Source organism: Helicobacter kayseriensis (assembly GCF_021300655.1).
Lineage (GTDB): Bacteria > Campylobacterota > Campylobacteria > Campylobacterales > Helicobacteraceae > Helicobacter_G > Helicobacter_G kayseriensis.
Window position 1 is genome coordinate 69557 of sequence record NZ_JAJTNB010000003.1, and the last position, 17949, is coordinate 87505.

A 17949-nucleotide genomic window follows, 5' to 3' on the forward strand; every position below is an offset into this window, starting at 1 on the left:
TGAAAAATGAGTCCCCGAGTTTTTTATATTGCACAAGGTGGAAAAAAGGGGGCTTTGATTCTTTTGGGTTTATGTATATTTAGCGCCATACTTTCTTTTGAGTTTCTAGCTTGCTTATTTTTAATTCTTTTTGCTTTGTGGGTGTTTGCTTTTAGGAATCCAGAGCGTTTGGCAACTCATTTGTCTGAAAATATATTCTTGGCTCCTGCTGATGGAAAGATTGTTGAAATTTGTGCCAAAGGCGATAAGACAAAAGTGGTTATTGAAGTTGGTGCGATGAATGTAGGAGTGCTACGATCGCCTATTGCAATAAAGAATTATCAACTTTCTAAGTCCTGTGGTGTTCCTCTCTTTTTTTCTAAAAAAAGAGATTTTTTTTCACCCGTTTCTTCTTTGTCTTTTTTGGGTCACTCAATCTGTATAACCCAAAATCTTTTTCGCATTGAGCCTTTTTATTCTCAAGGTGAGTTTGAAAGAGGAGAGAGAATGGGCTTTGTGAAAGCTGGGAGAGTGGAGATGCAGATTCAAAAAATTGAGTTAAAGGTCAATGTTGGGGATAGAATCAAGGGTGGAGAAAGCGTTATAGGATATTTAAATGAAAATTAATCCTTTATATATCTTGCCTAATACCTTTACAGCAGGAAGTATGTTTTTGGCCATGATTAGCGTTATTTCTGCAGCAAGAGAGGATTTTTCTCTTGCTTGTTGGGCAATTGTATTTTCAATGATTTTAGATGGTTTAGATGGTCGTGTTGCTCGTTTGACAAATACTTCTTCAAAATTTGGGGTAGAGCTTGATTCTTTGGCTGATGTTGTTGCCTTTGGTGTTGCGCCTGCTATGCTTACATATTTTTATGTTGGTCAATATTATGGAAGATTGGGGATGGTGATTTGTGCCTTGTTTGTTGTTTTTGGGGCGATTCGATTGGCGAGATTTAATATTACCACTTCAAGCGAGCCAAATTCTTTTATTGGCCTTCCTATCCCAGCAGCAGCTGTTTTTTTGGTTTCATGGGTTTTATTGAATGAGCATTATGGGCTATTTAAGATGTTCCCTGCTCCAAAATTGGATTTTTTAGACAACAGAATGGATGTTTTTGTTGCGCCTGTTTTTGGATACTTATTGTTGGTGTGCATTTTTGTTGTTGGAATTTTAATGGTTAGCAATATTCGCTATCCTTCTTTTAAAAAAGTGCAGTGGAATCTTAGAATTTTTATTATTCTGCTTACTGCTTGCTCTATTGTTGTTTATCGTCCTGTTGAAAGTCTTGTTGTCGCGATGAGCGGTTATGTTGCATATGGAATCGTGCGATGGTTGTGGATTATCGGCAAAATCAAAATTAAGCCCTATTGAAAAATAAGTTCATATGATTTGACAGTTTTCCCCAGATAATCAATTTTGATTTTTCCTTGACGGCTCTCTTGGAGAGTGGGAGAGGAAGAGTGATTGATTCCATAAAATAGGAGCTGTCTTTGAAGAGAGGGATAGGTTTGTAGTTCTTGAATTTGTTGGCTTTTGAGAGTGTAAGCTAGTTCTTTTGCAAAATAAAAATTGCTTAAAAAATGTCGCTTAGGATCCAAGATAAACAGAAATTTATTGCCAAATAAAATCACTACCTCACATATGAGTGGAATCAAGACAGCATAAAATCTTCGTGTATAGGTTCTTCTGAAATTGGGAAGGCGTAGGCGTATATTGTGTAAGAAATCTTTGATTGCAATGGGAAGCCCAACGGCGCTCAAGGGCAAAAAGCTAAGGAGATCAACTTCTTGTCTGAGAGATAGAAGCAAAGAAAAGGCAATAGAGGTGGAGCTGATATAGAGCATCAGATTATTTTCTTTTTTAATGATTCCTCGATAGAGGGTATAGACAAAATAGATAAATAAAAATGGTGAATAAAGCAAAGCAAGTAGTCCCAAGGTATCCAAAAAGTGTCCATCTGGAGATCCGCCAATAGGAAGCTTGAAAAAATACATATTTAGAGAGAAGCCACAAAGCGAGAAGATGAGCGTTTTGTTGTGCTTGAAGCGGAAGGCGTGTAAAAAAAGAGCCAAAAAGATGACGCTAAAACTAAAATCAATGACGCTTGCCAAAGTGCATAGGATAAAAAATAAGGACTTGTATTGCTTGAGGTGAAGATAGCAAAGCATAAGCACAAAGAATAAAATAAAGACGCTTTTTCCTACAAAGATAGCAGTGATATCTATTCCTGGAAGAAATGCATAAACAGTGGCACACAAAAGAGAATCTGTTGGATGCTTGAGATAGGATTGAGAGAGGGAAAAAATTAAGATGATATTGCAAAGATGGACAAACAAAAAAGGAAGTCTAAGAGCAAAATCGTTGTATCCAAATAGGTCAAGAAATAGCCTTGCAAATATATAGGGGTATTGGCTTTGAGAAAGCACTCCTTGAGCCTCTTTGGCACTGATGCTAATCTGATCGATCATCATCCCTAGAAGCAATCCATTCAAAAGAATAAGGAAAGCAAGATAAAGCCTAATTCGCATAATTTTCTCTTTCAATCTTGATGCAACGATTTTGGACAAATTCTAGTCCATTTTTAAGGGCTAGATCTTTGGCTTTTGTGTTTTGAATTCCTAATTGTAACCATACTCCTTGAATGCTAGGAGAGTGCAAATCAATAATTTCTTGAACAAGCATCTCGCATACTTCACTTTTTCGAAAAATTACAACCCATTCAATGGGAAGATGTTTGAGATCTTGGATTGTTTGCAATGCTTGGATTCCTAAAATTTTTTGTGTTTTGGGATAGATGGGAAAAATGTTATAGCCTTGATTTTGAAGATATAGGCCGACTTGATAGCTTGGTTTGTCTGGATTTGGAGAAAGGCCAACAATTGCAATATTTTTTAGCTTTTTAAAATTAATCATTTCGCTTCCTTTTTGCCCGAATATCATTTAAAAAGACTGGAGTGGCAATAAGCAACCCTGAAAGAATAATCAAAAAGATGCCAAAAAGTGTTGGAAAATTAGGAAAGGGATCGCCCAAAATAATTCCCAACAAGAGGCTAAAAATGATTTTTGTATAGTCTAGCGGAGAAACAAGACCAGCAGGAGCCAACATAAAGGCTTTGGTCATGAAGTACTGACCCAATGTACCTGTGATACCCATTGCTATGATATAAACCCACATATTGTTTGGTATCTCATTCCAAGCAAGAAAATCAAAACTAAGAGCGCGATGGAGAATAATCCCCCCTAAACTCATAAGTGTTGCAATAATCCCAAAACTCAAAATAATAACCCTATCATCAAAAAATTGCCTGCATGCTCTTACGCTTACTAGAGCCATTGCTGCAGTGATTCCGCTGAGTAACCCAATGATGATGTTGGGTAGGGGGATTTGAGAATCAGGATTGCAGATCAAAATAATCCCTGCAAATCCGATAAATGTGGCGATAAAGACAATGGGGTGCAGTGATTCTTTGAGAAAAAAATAAGAAAAAAAGACAGCATAAAGCGGGACAGTCTGGGCAAAGGTAGATGCTGTTCCTAAAGAGATGGTAGAAATATTATAAAAGAACAAAAGCATCGATCCTGCGCCAAAAACACTTCGAATCAATAAAGGTCCATATCCTCCTTTTGTATGCGTTTTTTGTATCGGTTTCAATAAAAGCAAAGACAGGATGAAAATGCTCATTAGTATTGATCGAAAAAGCATGCATTGCGTAATGCTAAGATGGAGGCTTAAAATCTTGATGCAAGCATTCATAAGAGAGAAAAAGATGCTTGCCAAAAGCATACAAAGCAAGCCGATGGAGTTTTGAGAGTTCACTTTTTTCCTTTGTTTGGGTATTTGGACTTTGAACACTAGGAGAATTGAGATTTGAAAATTTTATTCAAGATGAATTAAAACTTTTTCAAACAGAATCCTCTCTTGTTTTTGGACACTGAATCTTATTTGAAAAAAAAATAATGCTTAGGGTAAAATTTACAATTTTAGATTCAAATCAAAAGGGTTAGTATGTGCGGAATTGTCGGCTATATCGGAAACCTCGAGAAGAAGAAGTTGATTATTGGGGGATTGAGAGAGCTTGAGTATCGTGGATATGATAGTGCTGGAATTTCTGTATTGAGCCAAGGGCAACTGCATACTTTTAAGGCTGTTGGCAAGCTTGTTAATCTAGAAAAAAAGTGTGAGACTTTTGCATCTAGTGGGTTTGGTGTTGCCATTGGTCATACGCGTTGGGCAACACATGGAAAGCCAACAGAGGCCAATGCCCACCCTCATTTTGCAGATTTTAGCAATGTTGTGCATAATGGGATTATTGAGAATCATCGAGAAATCAAAGAATGTCTTGAAAAAAAAGGACATCATTTTGTATCTCAGACTGACACGGAAGTGATTGTGCATCTTTTTGAGGAAAAGCTCAAAACTTTTACAGATACTTTTGAAGCTTTCAAGCAAACAATCGCAGAATTAAGGGGTGCTTATGCAATTTTGTTGATCACACAAAAAGAACCCGAAAAGATTTTTTATGCCAAGAACGCCTCTCCTTTGATTATTGGCAAGGGTGAGGATGGGATATTTTTTGCTAGCAGTGATGCCCCTTTGATTGGATTGGCAACAGATGTGAGTTATCTTGAAGATCAAAGTGTGGGCTATATGGATTTAAACGGCTTTGAGAGTTTGGATTTGGTTGTAAAGCTTAACCAAGATAAGGGATATGCCCAAAAAGACGGATTTAGATTTTTTATGGAAAAAGAGATTTATGAGCAACACACAGTTTTGCTTGAATCAATGATGGGAAGGACCAATGAGGGGAAGGTGATCTTTGACTTTCGTGATGGGCAGTTTTGTGATGAGATTGAAGAGATTACAATTTGTGCTTGCGGGACAAGCTATCATGCTGGAATGGTTGGCAAATACCTTTTGGAGCGTTATGGGAAGATCAAAACAAATGTTGTGATTGCAAGTGAATTTCGTTATGCCAATCCTATTTTGAAGAAAAATGAGCTTTTTGTGGCAATTTCGCAGAGCGGAGAGACGCTTGACACGCTTGAAGCGGTTAAGTATGTCAAGACATTTGGAAACAAAACTCTAGCAATTTGTAATGTAGATAACAGTTCGATTGTAAGAGAGTGTGATGAGGTGCTTTTGACGCGTGCAGGGATTGAAAAGGGAGTTGCTTCAACCAAGGCATTTGCGACACAGGTGATGGTGTTGTGGCTTTTGAGTGTTTTTTTGGGGCAAAGAAGAGGTGTTTTGGCTCCTAGCGAGGCAGAGACATTGATCAAGGTGATGGTAGAGAGTGCCAAAAAAACAGAAGTTTCTCACAAGCTTCACGACAGAATCAAAAGGCTTTCAAAGAGGTATTTGCATGGACATGGATTTTTCTTTATTGGTCGCGATGTGTTTTATCCCCTTGCCCTAGAATCGGCCCTTAAGCTAAAAGAGATTAGTTATTTGCATGCAGAGGGATATCCCAGCGGAGAGATGAAGCATGGGCCTATTGCTTTGGCAGATTCTGAGCTTTTTACGGTAGCTTTGATGCCTGAACATTTGCTTTATGAAAAGATTAAAAGCAATGTTGAAGAGCTTAGTGCAAGAGATGCGACGATTTGTGCTCTTAGTGCAAAGGAATTTGATGGGGCAGATGATATGCTTTATATTTCACCCTGCTCTCATTATATGGAGGAGTTCTTTTCGATGATGGTTGCCTTGCAGTTGTTTGCCCTTGAGGTAGCTGTACGCGTAGGAAGCGATGTGGATATGCCAAGAAATTTGGCTAAAAGCGTCACGGTTGAATAATGACTTTTCAGGCAAGCAGTCAGACTTTGTTTTTAGAAGGTGTGTGTGATTTCCAAGCGCGCAAACAGATTCCCACTATGGAGGGGGTTGATAAAATTTGGCTAGATTGTTCAAAACTAGAAAAGCTTGATTTTTCATTTGCAATTTATCTAGATGAGGTGCTTAAAAAAAGAGGTCTTTCTTATGAGCTTTTGCATGCACGCCAAGAATATGAAGAGATTTTTAAGCTCATTGTGCATCGTGAAGGCTTTATTGCCAAACAACAAAAGCAAACCGTTTTATATTCGCTTGGATGTTGGGTGTATGGCTTGTGGGAAGGATTGATTGATTTTTGTCATTTTTTTGGACTTTTTGTTTTTAATCTTTTTCGCACGCTGCTCCAACCTACTCTTTTGCGCTTTTCTTCATTGCTTTTTCATATCAATAATTCTGGCTTCAAAGCTCTTCCTGTAGGGCTTTCAACTTGTGCAATTGTGAGTGCGGCGATTAGTTTGCAGGGGGTGATTCAGCTTCAAAAAATGGGTGTTCCTCTTGCAAGTGTTGAGACAATGGCAAAGCTTGCTTTAAGGGAGATGGGTCCTTTTATCTTGGCGCTTGTGATCGCAGGAAGAAGTGCCTCTTCTTTTGCTGCTCAAATTGGGGTTATGCGTATCACAGAAGAGCTTGATGCAATGAAAATTATGGGATTTGATTGGTATCGTTTTGTTGTGATTCCAAGGTTTTTGGCTCTTGTGATTGCAATGCCCTTGCTTGTGTTTTTGGCTGATATTGCCTCATTGTTTGCAAGTGCTCTGGTGATTAAGATACAAACAGGCATTGCTTTTTCTCAGTATATTGAACGATTTTATGAATATGTAGATCTTTCTCATTTATGGGTGGGAGTGATTAAATCTCCATTTTTTGGAGGAGTGATTGCTCTTGTTGGTTGTTATAGGGGATTTCAGATTATTGGAGATACGCAATCTGTGGGGAAATATACAACTATTAGTGTTGTGAATGCTCTATTTTGGATTATCGTTGTGAATGCGATTTTTTCAATTATTTTTACAAGGTTGAATGTGTGAATACAATCATCAAGGTCAGTCATCTCATCACACAATTTGGCCAACGCATCATCCATGATGATATTAGTTTTGAAGTGGGCCGTGGAGAGATTTTTGGAATCTTGGGCGGAAGTGGAAGTGGAAAAAGCACATTGTTACGCACACTTTTATTTCTCAATCCTATTAAGGGGGGAGAAGTTTTTATCTTTGATGAAAATGTTGCCCTTTTGTCAATCCCCAAGCAAGAACGTCTATTGAGGCGATGTGGCGTATTGTTTCAATTTGGTGCTTTATTTAGCTCAATGAGTGTTTTGGAAAATGTGGGGATTTTATTGAGTGAGTATTCTGATTATCCCAAAAAGATTATTGATGAAAATTCAAAAATGTGGCTTTCGTTGGTGGGATTGCCTCCTCATGTTTGTTCGCTCTATCCTTATGAGTTGAGTGGAGGGATGAAAAAACGCGTAGCTTTAGCTAGAGCCCTATCTTTAAGTCCAGAGATTTTATTTTTGGATGAGCCAACAAGTGGACTTGATCCAGCAAGTAGCGAAAAATTTGATGAACTTATTTTAAAATTAAGAGAATTGCTTGGAATTACCATTGTAATGGTGACGCACGATTTGGATTCTGTCAGGGATTGTATGGATCGTTTTATTGTATTGGAGCAGCAAAAAATTGTATTTGATGGCACTCTTGCCTCGATGAGTGAGATAAATAGTGCTGGTGAATTGTTTGAGTGCAAGAGAGGAAGAAGAATATGGAAAAAAATGTAAATTTCACCTATATTGGTGGATTGTTTTTGTTTGTTGTGATTGCAATGGTTGGTTTTATTCTTTGGATGAGTGGTGAAAACTTGGATAAGACGAAGTATCAGTCTTATGTGGCTTATTCAAGTGAGGGATTATCCGGAGTAAGTGAAGGGACGGGTATTCGCTATAAAGGGATTTTGGTTGGAAAAGTGCAATCAATCGGATTTAAAAAGGGGGATATGAATCTGATTGAGATTAAAATGCTAATTGATTCTGCTTTGAAGTTATACCAAAATGCTTGTGTGAGCGTTGAAAGTCAAGGTTTGGCTGGAGGAAATTTTTTGCACCTTGAGCAGGGATCTGGAGAGATTTTGCAAGATGGAGCAGAGCTATGCTATCAAAAAGGCTTTATGGGGAAATTGCTTGAAAATATAGATAAAAGTGGAGGCGATGCAAGAGAGATTATTGCTGAAATCAAATCAATGTTTGCAGATGAGAATGGTAAAAATATCCAAGAAATCATTCTCTCACTTAAGGTGCTTTTGCACAACCTGGAAGAAACAAGAAAAAATATCAATACTTTAAGCATTACAGCAAATGAAGCGATATCCAATATCAATGCAAGTCTTCAGCGTGGAGATTATAATGTCCGCTCAATTATTGCTCCAACAATGCTAGGGGTGGAAAATAGTCTAAGTGAGATGAACCGATTCTTTTCAAAAGCCAATCTTTTGTTGGATCGATTGGAAAAAAGCCCCTATGAGGCAATTTTTGGACAAAGACAACAAGGAGCAAAAAAATGAAAAAGCACTATTTGATTTTTCTTCTTGGAATGATGTTGAGCGGATGTTTTAGTCTAAAAACACCATTGCCCGAAGTGAGCTACTTTGATTTGGATTTGAACCTAAACAAAAGTCAAAAGTGTCAAGCATCGCCATATTATGTAGGGATTGCAGAGATTCGATCACTCAATATTTATGAGGATCAAAGCTTGATGATGAAAAAAAGCAGTGGTGAAGTGGTCAAAGTTCCCAAAATGGCCTGGATTGATACTCCTAAGAATCTTTTTAAGAAAGCAATCATTGAGCAGTTTAATGCACAATGCATCAAGGTTTCCCTTCCTCCATTTGGTGGAATCAAAAATGATTACTTGCTTAAATTGGAAATCTTGAATTTTGAGATTTCTCAAGAAGCAAATGAGGATTTTGTGCATTTGGGGTTATTTTATGAGTTTTTGGACCTCAAGGAATTTAGAGTTTTGGAAAGTGGATTTATTGAAGAGAAAGAGCCCTCAGAGCATTATGTTGCATCTTTTAAAAAAGCTATACAATCTATTAGTCTAAGACTTGCGCAAAGAATTAAAGTGTTGCAAGAAACGCAAGAGAGATAAAAGAAGAGGGACTTTATTTAATCCCCGCTTCAATGAGGGTGTGCAAGTGCAAGATTCCTATAATTGAGTATTGCTCATCAACAATAGCAAGAACTTGGATCTTACATGCTTCCATAATTTTTAGCGCCTCATAGGCGAGAAGATTTGGATTTTGGCATACCTTGGGTGTTTTGGATGCAAAATGCAAGGCAGGAGTATGAAGATCAAAATCTTCCTGCATCATTGCTCTTCTAAGATCTCCATCGCTCAAAACAGCAATCAAAGTGTGATCTTGAACGATTAGAGCACTACCCAATCGTGCCTCGCTCATTACAACAATTGCTTCTTTGAGTGGGGTTTGAGGAGAGATGATAGGAAGGTTGTTTGTTTGCATTAGATCTTTAACCTTGACAAATAAGCGTTTCCCCAAACTTCCTCCAGGGTGAAATGTTGCAAAATCTTGATGTGTAAAATTGCGCTTTTTCATAAGGCATACAGCTAGAGCATCCCCCAGTGCAAGAGTGAGTGTTGTAGAAGTGGTGGGTGCAACATTGAGCGGGCAGGCCTCCCTTTCTATAGCAATGCTTAGAAAAAAATCTCCGAGCTTGGAAATTGAGCTTGTAGGATTTTTTGTCATGGTGATGATTTTGCATCCTTTGGCTTTGATGTGAGGGAGGACGACTTTGAGCTCATCGCTTTCTCCGCTGTAGCTAATTGCCAAAACAGAATCTTTAGATTCAATCATTCCCAAATCCCCATGCAAAGCTTCAGTAGGGTGAACAAAGAAGCTTGGTGTGCCGGTGCTTGCAAGTGTTGCTGCGATTTTTGCTCCAATGAGACCACTTTTCCCTACGCCCATAATGACTAATTTTCCTTGGGTATGAAGAATGCAATCTATGATGCATTGGAGTTGATATTCATCCAAAGAAGCATCAAGCAAAGCTTGCGCTTCTTGTTTTAAAACCTCTTTTACAGTCTCTAACATTGCACTTAATCCACAAAAAAGTTAATTGCCATAAGAGGATATTTTTTATATTTTTTGAATAAAAATTTCTTAAGAATATTTCTTGCTTCTGTTTCAAGATTTTTGGGCGTGATGTCTTTTTTGAACGCCTTTATCATCAAAAGAAGAGTTTCTTGGATTTCCTTTGCAAGATGTTTCTCCTCTTTTGCGCTAATTAGACCAAAACTAGTGACTCGAACCTCATCGCAGAAATCAAGTTTTTTCTTATCGATTCTGGCACTAATTGAAAGAGTGCCATCATTGGATAGATTTTGACGATCCACAACAATGTTGTAATCAATGACTCTATCGGCTTGATTGTCAATAAAGGTTTTTCCTGTTTTGACAGAACGCACTTTTCGCATATAGTTTGGATTGACCTCAACTTGGTCCCCATCTTCCATAAGATAGATATTGCGCTCTGGCACGCCACATTTGATTGCTGTGTCTTTGTGCTTAGCAATGTGATTGTATTCTCCATGCACAGGAAGGAAGAATTTGGGTTTAATAAGCCTAAGCATTAGTTTTTGCTCTTCTTGTGCGGCATGCCCGCTTACATGAATCTCGCTAAAATCTTGGTAGGCAACTCTTGCCCCACTTTTTTGCAGGTGATTGATAACAGCAGATACTGATCCCTCATTTCCTGGAATTGCTTTGGCAGAAATAATAATGAGATCTGTGGGTTTGATTTTGATATGGCGATGCTCATCTGTTGCCATTCGATAGAGTGCACTCATAGTTTCACCCTGAGAACCTGTAGTGACAATAAGGACTTCTTCATCTGGATATTTTTCTACCTCATGAGCTTCGATAAAGATTCCTTGGGGAAGATTGATATAGCCCAATTCTCTTGCAATTTCGAGATTTTTCTCCATTGATCTTCCGATAACAGCCACTTTTCTTTTGTATTTGATTCCAAAATTGATCGCTTGATAAACTCGATGAATGTTGGAACTAAAGGTGCTCATAATGACGCGACCTTCTGCGCTTTTAAAAAGTTGATCAAAGGTTGGTCCAACGATTGCTTCACTGGGGGTAACACCACTTTTGTGAGAATTTGTGCTATCGCTTAGCAAAACCATAACTCCTTCTTCGCCATAATGAGCTAAGCGATGCAAATCTGTTGGGAGTCCATCAATTGGAGTGTGGTCTATTTTGAAGTCTCCAGTATGAAGAATGACACCTGCTTCTGTTCGAATAGCAAGGGCTGAGGCATCAATGACTGAGTGGGTGATATGAATCCATTCAATCTCAAAATCTCCAATTTTGATAGGCTTGCGTTTTTCGACGCTTCTAAAGAGGGAGCGGTATTTCTTGAGGCCATGCTCATCAAATTTGGCGCTAATCATACCAAGAGGGAGAGGTGTCCCATATAGAGGAAATTGCATTTGCTTATAAAGATAGGGCACCGCTCCAATATGGTCTTCGTGGGCATGTGTGATGATGACGGCTTGGATTTTATCTTTGATTGCTTGAAGATAGCTGAAATCGGGGACAAGAATATCGACACCAGGCATTGTTTCATCAGGAAAGCTCATCCCTACATCAATCACAATTGCTGACTTTTCTGTTTCAATAACAGTCATATTTCCCCCAATTTCTCCAAGCCCTCCAAGAGGAGTAATTCTTACTTTGGCTTTGGAGTTGAGATTGAGTTTATAGTGAGGGTTGAGACTATTTTTTTGTATCTTTGTGTTGGAATCCACGCTTTTTCGGAGTTCTCTGTGGAGGTGAAGATTCCCTTTTTCATTGACGTTTGCAATTTCACTTACACCATTTGTAGAAACATTTTCTTGTTTTTTAGATGAGTGCGTATTGGGATTTTTTCCAGACCATCTTCTTGGTTTTTTGGAAGAATTTGCATTGGATGGATGGCCTTGAGTTGAGGAATTTTGATTTCTTCTCTCTTGTCCTTTTTCATTTGGTGTTGTTTTTCCTTGATGTTTATTGTTTTGATTTCGCGAAAAATGTCGCTTTTTTTCAAGATTTTCTGTTTTTTCCATTATTTCAACCTCTTATAAAAAATTCAAAAGTTGGTGATAAAGCGAAGTTGAGACTTCGTGAGGTCTTATATTTTCCTCAAGATTTAAAGCAAGAAATGCCTTATAGATGTTTTGCTTTGGATAGACTTGTAGGAGATTCTTTGCTAGTTTTTTGCGAGGAGAAGAAAAAGAAATTTTAAGAAGATTTTCCAATCTTTCTAATTCCTCCAGTGTTGGATGATGTTTGGCTTTTGTAACCTTAAAAACAGCCGAAGTTACCTTTGGAGCAGGTTCAAAGGCAAAAGGCGGAACTTCAAATAAAAGCTCAATATTTCCAACACTTTGAGCAATAACACTCAAAGCACAGAATTCCTTTTCCATAACATTGGCACAAAATTTCTGCGCTACTTCTTTTTGTGTCATTACGACAAAACCTTCACATACGCAATCTCTCAATAATCGCAGAACAATATGCGTTGCAATATAATAAGGAAGATTTGAAACCAAAAAATATGAAGTTGGATGTAGCCAAGCTATTTGACTTTTAAGCTCCATTACATCGCAACAAATGAGTTTTAGTTGCTGATCTTCTATCGTTTTTTGGTGTCTATCGCTAAGCAAAGAACATAAGTCCCTATCAACTTCATAAGCTATCAAATTGTGGACTTTGAGTAGCCTATCTGTCAGATCACCCAAGCCAATCCCGATTTCAATCAATTGTGATTGTGTGAGGGGAATCGCTTCGATGATTTGGTTGAGATATCCTTGATCTTTGAGGAAATTCTGACCAAATTTCTTTTTTGCTTTATAATTCACGCCTTATATAATCCTTTTATCTTGGATTGTATCGTTTTTTTGTAAGGATTTGGAGAAAAGTATGTTTGTATGTGCTGGGAATGGTGAAGAGTTTGAGTTTGCTCAAAAGATTGGTGTTGGATTGATTCAAAGCTCAATTTATCTTACTCGGCTTTGTTTGGAGAAAAAGCCTGATTGTTTGATTTTTGTAGGAAGTGCTGGGAGTTATGATTTGGGACTCCCATTGCTTGAGCTTTGGATTGGCGATCATGCTACTCAGATTGAATCTAGTGCTTTGCTTGGAGGGGGTTATACTCCAATTAAAAATCGTATTTGCACCTTAAAAGATGTTTCACATGAAACAATTCAGAGAATCAAATCTCTTGGATTGCAAGAGGCTGTAGTCAATTCAAGTAACTATATCACGACAGATATTCAACATGCTTATAGAATGAAAGAGAGGGGAATCTTGCTAGAGAATATGGAGTTTTTTTCTGTGCTAAGCGTGGCAAATGCTTTTGAGATCCCTGCTATTGGGGTGTTTTGTGTGAGTAATTATTGTGGCGAGAATGCTCATCAGGAGTTTGTGGGGAATAGGAGAGATGTGATGGGGAGATTGAGAGGGGTGATTGCAAATATTGGTTTTTAGAGGAGTTGTTTTGGTCGATTTCTCTGGCATATTCTTTTGGATTTTCTCTAAAATTTGTTTTTAAAGGTTTGTTTCCCTAAGAATTTCTCAAAGAATTTTTCCTGAGAGTTTTTTCTAAAAAGTTTCTCCCAAAGCATTGTTCCCCAAAGAAAAAGGTTTATTCCCTCCCCGCTCCCCTTATTTGCAAAAAGAAAGTGTCACTCCTTTCTTTTTGCAAATAAGGGGAGAGCCTCGCCAATCTTGGGCTTATTCATTTTAGTGGGACAAGGCACTCCTGCCTTGTCTATTCCCCAAAAATTTCATTAGCCCAAGGCGAGATTATTTTGAGTTCTTGTCGAAACTAAAAAATAGATTTTCTAGCATTCTCATTTTTGTAAATTTTGCTGTGATTGGATAGGCATTTGAAACGGCATTAAAGATTTTTTGAAAAGGATCCATTTCAATAATTTCTTCACAAAGTGTCTTATAGATAAGATATTGATTGATTTCTTTTTTCTTATCATTGTAAGTCTTTTTGTAAATGTCCTCAATAAGAAAGTTTTTTGCAAAAAAGCTCTTGATACGACTATCAAATATTGGATATTCCTTTGGATTCACAAAATGCAGAATCTTTGAAGCTCCAACGATTGAATTATTGACACTTTTTACAAGGTAAAAATAATCAGAGTAATTTAATGGCTCTTCTTGTTTTGCTTTGTTTAGGGTGTTGATTGCTTCTTGGGTAATGCTTATATTTGGAATTGTTGGCATCCAACCATAAATCAAGTAAGCACCAATAGTAAAAAAATGATAGTCAAAAACTCCAATATTGTGAAAAAAATCAAGAAATTCAAAATAACTATCAAAATATTGAGTTTCAATATTTGTTGTTTTTAGGTATTCACAAATTGTCCTTAAAACATTATCTTTTTCATATAGTGAAAATCTTTCCATTTTATCTCCTATTCAATGCACTTATTCAAAACAGCTGTAATAATCATTGAGCCAACTAATGGATAGCTATAACTTTTTTGAATCACCATTTTTTTTAATTCTTTTGTGATAGGTATAGAGAACAACACCAGCACTAATAGGTTCAAGAAATTGAGCATTTTCTTCATTGTTTGCAATCATCACAAGTGGATTCCAATTGTGTTGATTACCGGAAACTAAAAAATCTTTCCCTTCTTGTTTGAAATATAATTTGAGTTTATCCCTTTTCAAGGGTTTTTCTTCGTCTGTTTGCAGATCATAACTTCCAGACATAGCGTCATAGCATTGTGAGGGGAGGGCAGATAAATTAGAAGCCAATAAAGCGACAAGAAGTAGTGTTTTTACTCTCATTTTTTCTCCTTTTTCTATGGTGGTTTTTTATTATTGAGAACAAAAATGATATCATGCCCTCCTCTTAAAAATAGCTTAAAAAATGAATAAGCCCAAGATTAGCGAGGCTCTCCCCTTATTTGCAAAAAGAAAGGGGCGACACTTTCTTTTTGGGTTAAGGGGAGCGGGGGAGGGGATAAACCTTTTTCTTTGGGGGAAACATACTAAAATACACAAAAAATAAAGAGGAAAAACGCTTATGAAGATTCAAAGCAAACATCAAAGCAGAGCAAACAAAGATACACATTGGAGCAAAAGTGATGAAGGGGCTTATAAAAAAGCAAAAAGAGAAAAATAGAGGGGCAAAACTTTAACTTTGGAGCAAGTTAAGCAAGAACTAGGGATATAACAAACATTTTGCTACAATCCCCCCTCGATTCAAAATCCCATATTAAAGTGCGTTTCAAATGAAAAAAAATATCTATGACTATACCCTCAAGGAATTGGAGGAAATTTTCAAGCCTAGTTTTAGAGCTAAGCAAATCTATCATTGGCTTTATGTGAAATATATCCATGAATTTGAAAAGATGCCAAATCTTCCTAAAACTTTGCAACAAGAATTAAGTGAAAAGTTTTCTGCCAATAATTTGTCCATTATTGAGGTGGAAACAAGTCAAGATGGGACAAGAAAGTATTTGTTTCGGACTCAAGATGGTTTGAGCTTTGAAAGCGTGTTTATTAAAATGCGAGATAAGAAAATCAATGAAGAAGGCAAAATCATCGAGGGAGAAAAATATACTTTTTGCCTTTCTTCTCAAGTGGGATGCAAGGTGGGGTGTGCATTTTGCTCCACAGCCAAGGGTGGATTTGTGAGGAATCTAAGTGCGGGTGAAATTGTGGAGCAGGTGGTGCGACTTAAGGAGGATAATGGGCTTGCTCCAGAGAAGCGTGTCAATATCGTTTATATGGGTATGGGAGAACCTCTTGATAATTTTGATGAGGTAACAAAAGCGATCCAGATTCTCTCTGAGTTAAACGGGTTGTCTATTTCGACACGAAGACAGACAATTTCTACAAGCGGAATTGCTCCTAAGATCAAAAAGCTTGGAGAGCTTGATTTGGGTGTGCAGCTGGCAATTTCTTTGCATGCTGTCAATGATGAGTTAAGAAGTAAATTGATCCCCATGAATAAGGCATACAATATAGAAAAAGTGCTTGAGGCCGTAAGAGAGTTTCCTGTAGATGCAAGGAAGCGCGTTATGTTTGAATATCTTGTGATTAAGGGACTTAATGATGACTTGGGGAGCGCAAAGGCTTTATTGAAGCTTCTTAATGGAATCAAGGCCAAGGTTAATCTGATTTTGTTTAATCCTCATGAGGAAAGTGAATTTGAGCGTCCGCATATCCAAGATGTTAAAAGGTTTGCTGATTTCTTGGTCAATAAGGGATTGCTTTGCACGATCAGAGAATCTAAGGGTATTGATATTAGTGCTGCATGCGGACAGCTTAGAGAAAAAGAGAAAAAATTCAAATATGTTTCATGTGAAACAAAGGAGAGAAAATGAGTTTTCTTGATGTGATTTTGCTTGTTTTTTTGGTTGGCGTGGTATGCATAGGTGGATGGTTCTTCTTGAAAAACATTAAATAAGGATGCGTTATGTTGGTTCATATTTGTTGCAGTGTAGATAGTCATTACTTCTTGCAAGAGCTTCAAAAAGCTTATCCACAAGAAGAGTTGGTTGGATTTTTTTATAATCCCAATATTCACCCCAAAGCAGAGCACGATTTGAGGCTTTTGGATGTGAGGCGAAGTTGCGAAATGCTTGGCATAAGATTGCATGAGGGGAAATATGATGATCAAGAGTGGACATGTCAAGTCAGGGGACTTGAGGATGAGCCAGAAAAGGGAGAGAGATGCTCGGTTTGTTTTGATGTTCGGCTTTTGGAAACAGCAAAGTTGGCAAAGGATCTTGGAGTGAGAAGATTTACAACAACACTTCTTTCAAGTCCTATGAAAACACAACAGGTGCTTTTTGCTCAAGGAGATAAAATCGCCCAAGATTTTGGACTAGACTTTGTCAAAATTGATGTGCGAAGTGGTGGAGGAACGCAAAAACAAAATGAGCTAAGTAAGAAAGATAATCTTTATCGACAAAACTATTGTGGCTGTAAGTTTGCCTTAAAGCAGCAAAGAGAAAAACAAAATCGATTTCCTTTGGAGTTTATCACTCCTCTCAATCGTCAGATCATGCCAGGAAGCATTGAGCATCGCAATATGATTTTTTCAAAACGCAATCAATTTGAGGAGCAAGATCAGAGATATTTACTTACGCAGAAGACGCAGGTAGTTTGGCGATGCTTAAATGCTCGCTTAGAATGTTTTGCTCAAACATTGCCTTGTCATATCCTAGTCTCTTCATCTTCTAAAAAAAACATACGATTAGGGTCTTTGATTTGGGAGTGTCCAAAAGACTTGAGGCAAACTCTAAAACAGGGAAAGATTGGTTTTAGCAAAAGAGATGATTCGTTGTTTTTAGATCTCAAGGCCTTTAATGAGCTGACAGGAAAGAACTATTCAAGTCTTGGAGAGCTATTGAAAAATCCAATGACATATGAGGAAGAGCTTGCATTGCGCGCTAAGGTTGCAGGACATTGCAGTGTATGTCCGATTGTTGTGATAGAGGATCAAAACTCCCAAGACTTGCGCTTAAATATCTTAAGCCTATTTCAGGAAGAAAAAGTCTTTGAGATTGTAGAACTATAGAGTTTTGGTAGAATAATTCGCTTTTATATTATGGTAGAGATTCTAAAATCAAAAGGTTTGATATGCTAGATGTGAATATGATTAAGAAAATTTTGCCTCATCGCTATCCGATGTTGCTTGTAGATCGGGTGCTTGATCTTGAGGTTCATCAAAGGATTAGGGCATATAAAAATGTCACGATTAATGAGGAGGTTTTTTTGGGTCATTTTCCTCAAAAGCCAATCTATCCTGGAGTGATGATTGTAGAGGGAATGGCTCAAGCAGGTGGCATTCTTGCTTTTATGAGTATGTTTGGGGATGATTTTTCTTTGGCTGAGGGGAAAATTGTTTATTTTATGACAATTGATAGGGTGAAATTTAGAATCCCTGTTGTTCCTGGAGATCGCCTTGAATACAGAGTTGAGGTTATTAAGCAAAAAGGAGCCATTTGGCAATTGCAGGCTTATGCATATGTAGATGAAAAACTTGTTGCTGAAGCCGAGCTTAAGGCGATGGTCGCAGACGCGGAGGACTAAA

The 17949-nt window shown here is 37.6% G+C and carries 19 protein-coding genes; 11 read left to right on the top strand and 8 right to left on the bottom strand.

The window, feature by feature from the left end; genetic code table 11:
* Positions 1-6 precede the first annotated feature (6 nt).
* Positions 7-606 carry a phosphatidylserine decarboxylase gene (locus tag LW137_RS03645; RefSeq protein ID WP_233033278.1) on the top strand — a complete coding sequence of 200 codons (600 nt, stop codon included), beginning with the start codon at positions 7-9 and terminating at the stop codon, positions 604-606.
* On the top strand, positions 596-1354 hold the full coding sequence (gene pssA, locus LW137_RS03650; RefSeq protein WP_233033280.1) for a CDP-diacylglycerol--serine O-phosphatidyltransferase: 759 nt from the start codon (positions 596-598) through the stop codon (positions 1352-1354). The genes LW137_RS03645 and pssA overlap by 11 nt, the downstream gene beginning before the upstream one ends.
* Here pssA and LW137_RS03655 read toward each other — a convergent pair.
* Genes LW137_RS03655 through LW137_RS03665 form a run of 3 tightly spaced genes read right to left on the bottom strand, consistent with a single transcriptional unit; the run spans position 1348 to position 3800 of the window.
* Positions 1348-2511 carry a hypothetical protein gene (locus LW137_RS03655; protein ID WP_233033282.1) on the bottom strand — a complete coding sequence of 388 codons (1164 nt, stop codon included), beginning with the start codon at positions 2509-2511 and terminating at the stop codon, positions 1348-1350. The two genes, pssA and LW137_RS03655, sit on opposite strands and share 7 nt — an antisense overlap.
* The gene (locus tag LW137_RS03660; protein WP_233033283.1) at positions 2501-2896 is read right to left on the bottom strand and encodes a CoA-binding protein; all 396 of its coding nucleotides are present in this window, start codon (positions 2894-2896) and stop codon (positions 2501-2503) included. The genes LW137_RS03655 and LW137_RS03660 overlap by 11 nt, the downstream gene beginning before the upstream one ends.
* Complete coding sequence (locus LW137_RS03665) at positions 2889-3800, bottom strand: DMT family transporter (protein ID WP_233033285.1); 912 nt, start codon at positions 3798-3800, stop codon at positions 2889-2891. The genes LW137_RS03660 and LW137_RS03665 overlap by 8 nt, the downstream gene beginning before the upstream one ends.
* Positions 3801-3989: 189 nt before the next feature.
* On the opposite strand from LW137_RS03665, the gene glmS reads away from it, so the two are divergent.
* Genes glmS through LW137_RS03690 form a run of 5 tightly spaced genes read left to right on the top strand, consistent with a single transcriptional unit; the run spans position 3990 to position 8959 of the window.
* A complete protein-coding gene (gene glmS / locus LW137_RS03670) occupies positions 3990-5777 on the top strand; it encodes a glutamine--fructose-6-phosphate transaminase (isomerizing) (protein WP_233033294.1) in 1788 nt (595 codons plus the stop codon).
* The gene (locus tag LW137_RS03675) at positions 5777-6841 is read left to right on the top strand and encodes an MlaE family ABC transporter permease (protein WP_233033296.1); all 1065 of its coding nucleotides are present in this window, start codon (positions 5777-5779) and stop codon (positions 6839-6841) included. The genes glmS and LW137_RS03675 overlap by 1 nt, the downstream gene beginning before the upstream one ends.
* Positions 6838-7593, top strand: a complete 756-nt coding sequence (locus LW137_RS03680; RefSeq protein WP_233033298.1) for an ABC transporter ATP-binding protein — start codon at positions 6838-6840, stop codon at positions 7591-7593. The genes LW137_RS03675 and LW137_RS03680 overlap by 4 nt, the downstream gene beginning before the upstream one ends.
* Complete coding sequence (locus LW137_RS03685; RefSeq protein WP_233033300.1) at positions 7578-8372, top strand: MlaD family protein; 795 nt, start codon at positions 7578-7580, stop codon at positions 8370-8372. The genes LW137_RS03680 and LW137_RS03685 overlap by 16 nt, the downstream gene beginning before the upstream one ends.
* Entirely contained in the window at positions 8369-8959 is a 591-nt protein-coding gene (locus LW137_RS03690) for an ABC-type transport auxiliary lipoprotein family protein (RefSeq protein WP_233033302.1), read from the top strand. Before LW137_RS03685 ends, LW137_RS03690 begins: the two co-directional genes overlap by 4 nt.
* A gap of 13 nt (positions 8960-8972) precedes the next feature.
* Here LW137_RS03690 and LW137_RS03695 read toward each other — a convergent pair whose 3' ends face one another.
* Genes LW137_RS03695 through rsmA form a run of 3 tightly spaced genes read right to left on the bottom strand, consistent with a single transcriptional unit; the run spans position 8973 to position 12739 of the window.
* The gene (locus LW137_RS03695) at positions 8973-9923 is read right to left on the bottom strand and encodes a KpsF/GutQ family sugar-phosphate isomerase (RefSeq protein ID WP_233033304.1); all 951 of its coding nucleotides are present in this window, start codon (positions 9921-9923) and stop codon (positions 8973-8975) included.
* Between the two features lie 5 nt (positions 9924-9928).
* Positions 9929-11944, bottom strand: coding sequence for a ribonuclease J (locus LW137_RS03700; RefSeq protein ID WP_233033307.1), 2016 nt, complete (start codon positions 11942-11944; stop codon positions 9929-9931).
* 12 nt (positions 11945-11956) lie between these two features.
* Positions 11957-12739, bottom strand: a complete 783-nt coding sequence (gene rsmA / locus LW137_RS03705; RefSeq protein ID WP_233033309.1) for a 16S rRNA (adenine(1518)-N(6)/adenine(1519)-N(6))-dimethyltransferase RsmA — start codon at positions 12737-12739, stop codon at positions 11957-11959.
* A 61-nt stretch (positions 12740-12800) separates the two neighbouring features.
* On the opposite strand from rsmA, the gene LW137_RS03710 reads away from it, so the two are divergent.
* Positions 12801-13367 carry a 5'-methylthioadenosine/S-adenosylhomocysteine nucleosidase family protein gene (locus tag LW137_RS03710; RefSeq protein WP_233033311.1) on the top strand — a complete coding sequence of 189 codons (567 nt, stop codon included), beginning with the start codon at positions 12801-12803 and terminating at the stop codon, positions 13365-13367.
* Positions 13368-13685: 318 nt separating this feature from the next.
* Here LW137_RS03710 and LW137_RS03715 read toward each other — a convergent pair whose 3' ends face one another.
* Entirely contained in the window at positions 13686-14300 is a 615-nt protein-coding gene (locus LW137_RS03715) for a hypothetical protein (protein WP_233033313.1), read from the bottom strand.
* 66 nt (positions 14301-14366) lie between these two features.
* The gene (locus tag LW137_RS03720; RefSeq protein WP_233033315.1) at positions 14367-14690 is read right to left on the bottom strand and encodes a hypothetical protein; all 324 of its coding nucleotides are present in this window, start codon (positions 14688-14690) and stop codon (positions 14367-14369) included.
* A gap of 446 nt (positions 14691-15136) precedes the next feature.
* Between LW137_RS03720 and rlmN the strand changes: the two genes are divergently transcribed.
* The 3 genes from rlmN (at position 15137) to fabZ (ending at position 17948) form a co-directional block, all read left to right on the top strand.
* Complete coding sequence (rlmN, locus tag LW137_RS03725; protein WP_233033317.1) at positions 15137-16234, top strand: dual-specificity RNA methyltransferase RlmN; 1098 nt, start codon at positions 15137-15139, stop codon at positions 16232-16234.
* 92 nt (positions 16235-16326) lie between these two features.
* Complete coding sequence (locus LW137_RS03730; protein ID WP_233033319.1) at positions 16327-17433, top strand: epoxyqueuosine reductase QueH; 1107 nt, start codon at positions 16327-16329, stop codon at positions 17431-17433.
* Positions 17434-17495: 62 nt separating this feature from the next.
* Complete coding sequence (gene fabZ / locus LW137_RS03735; RefSeq protein WP_233033321.1) at positions 17496-17948, top strand: 3-hydroxyacyl-ACP dehydratase FabZ; 453 nt, start codon at positions 17496-17498, stop codon at positions 17946-17948.
* Position 17949: the final 1 nt, after the last annotated feature.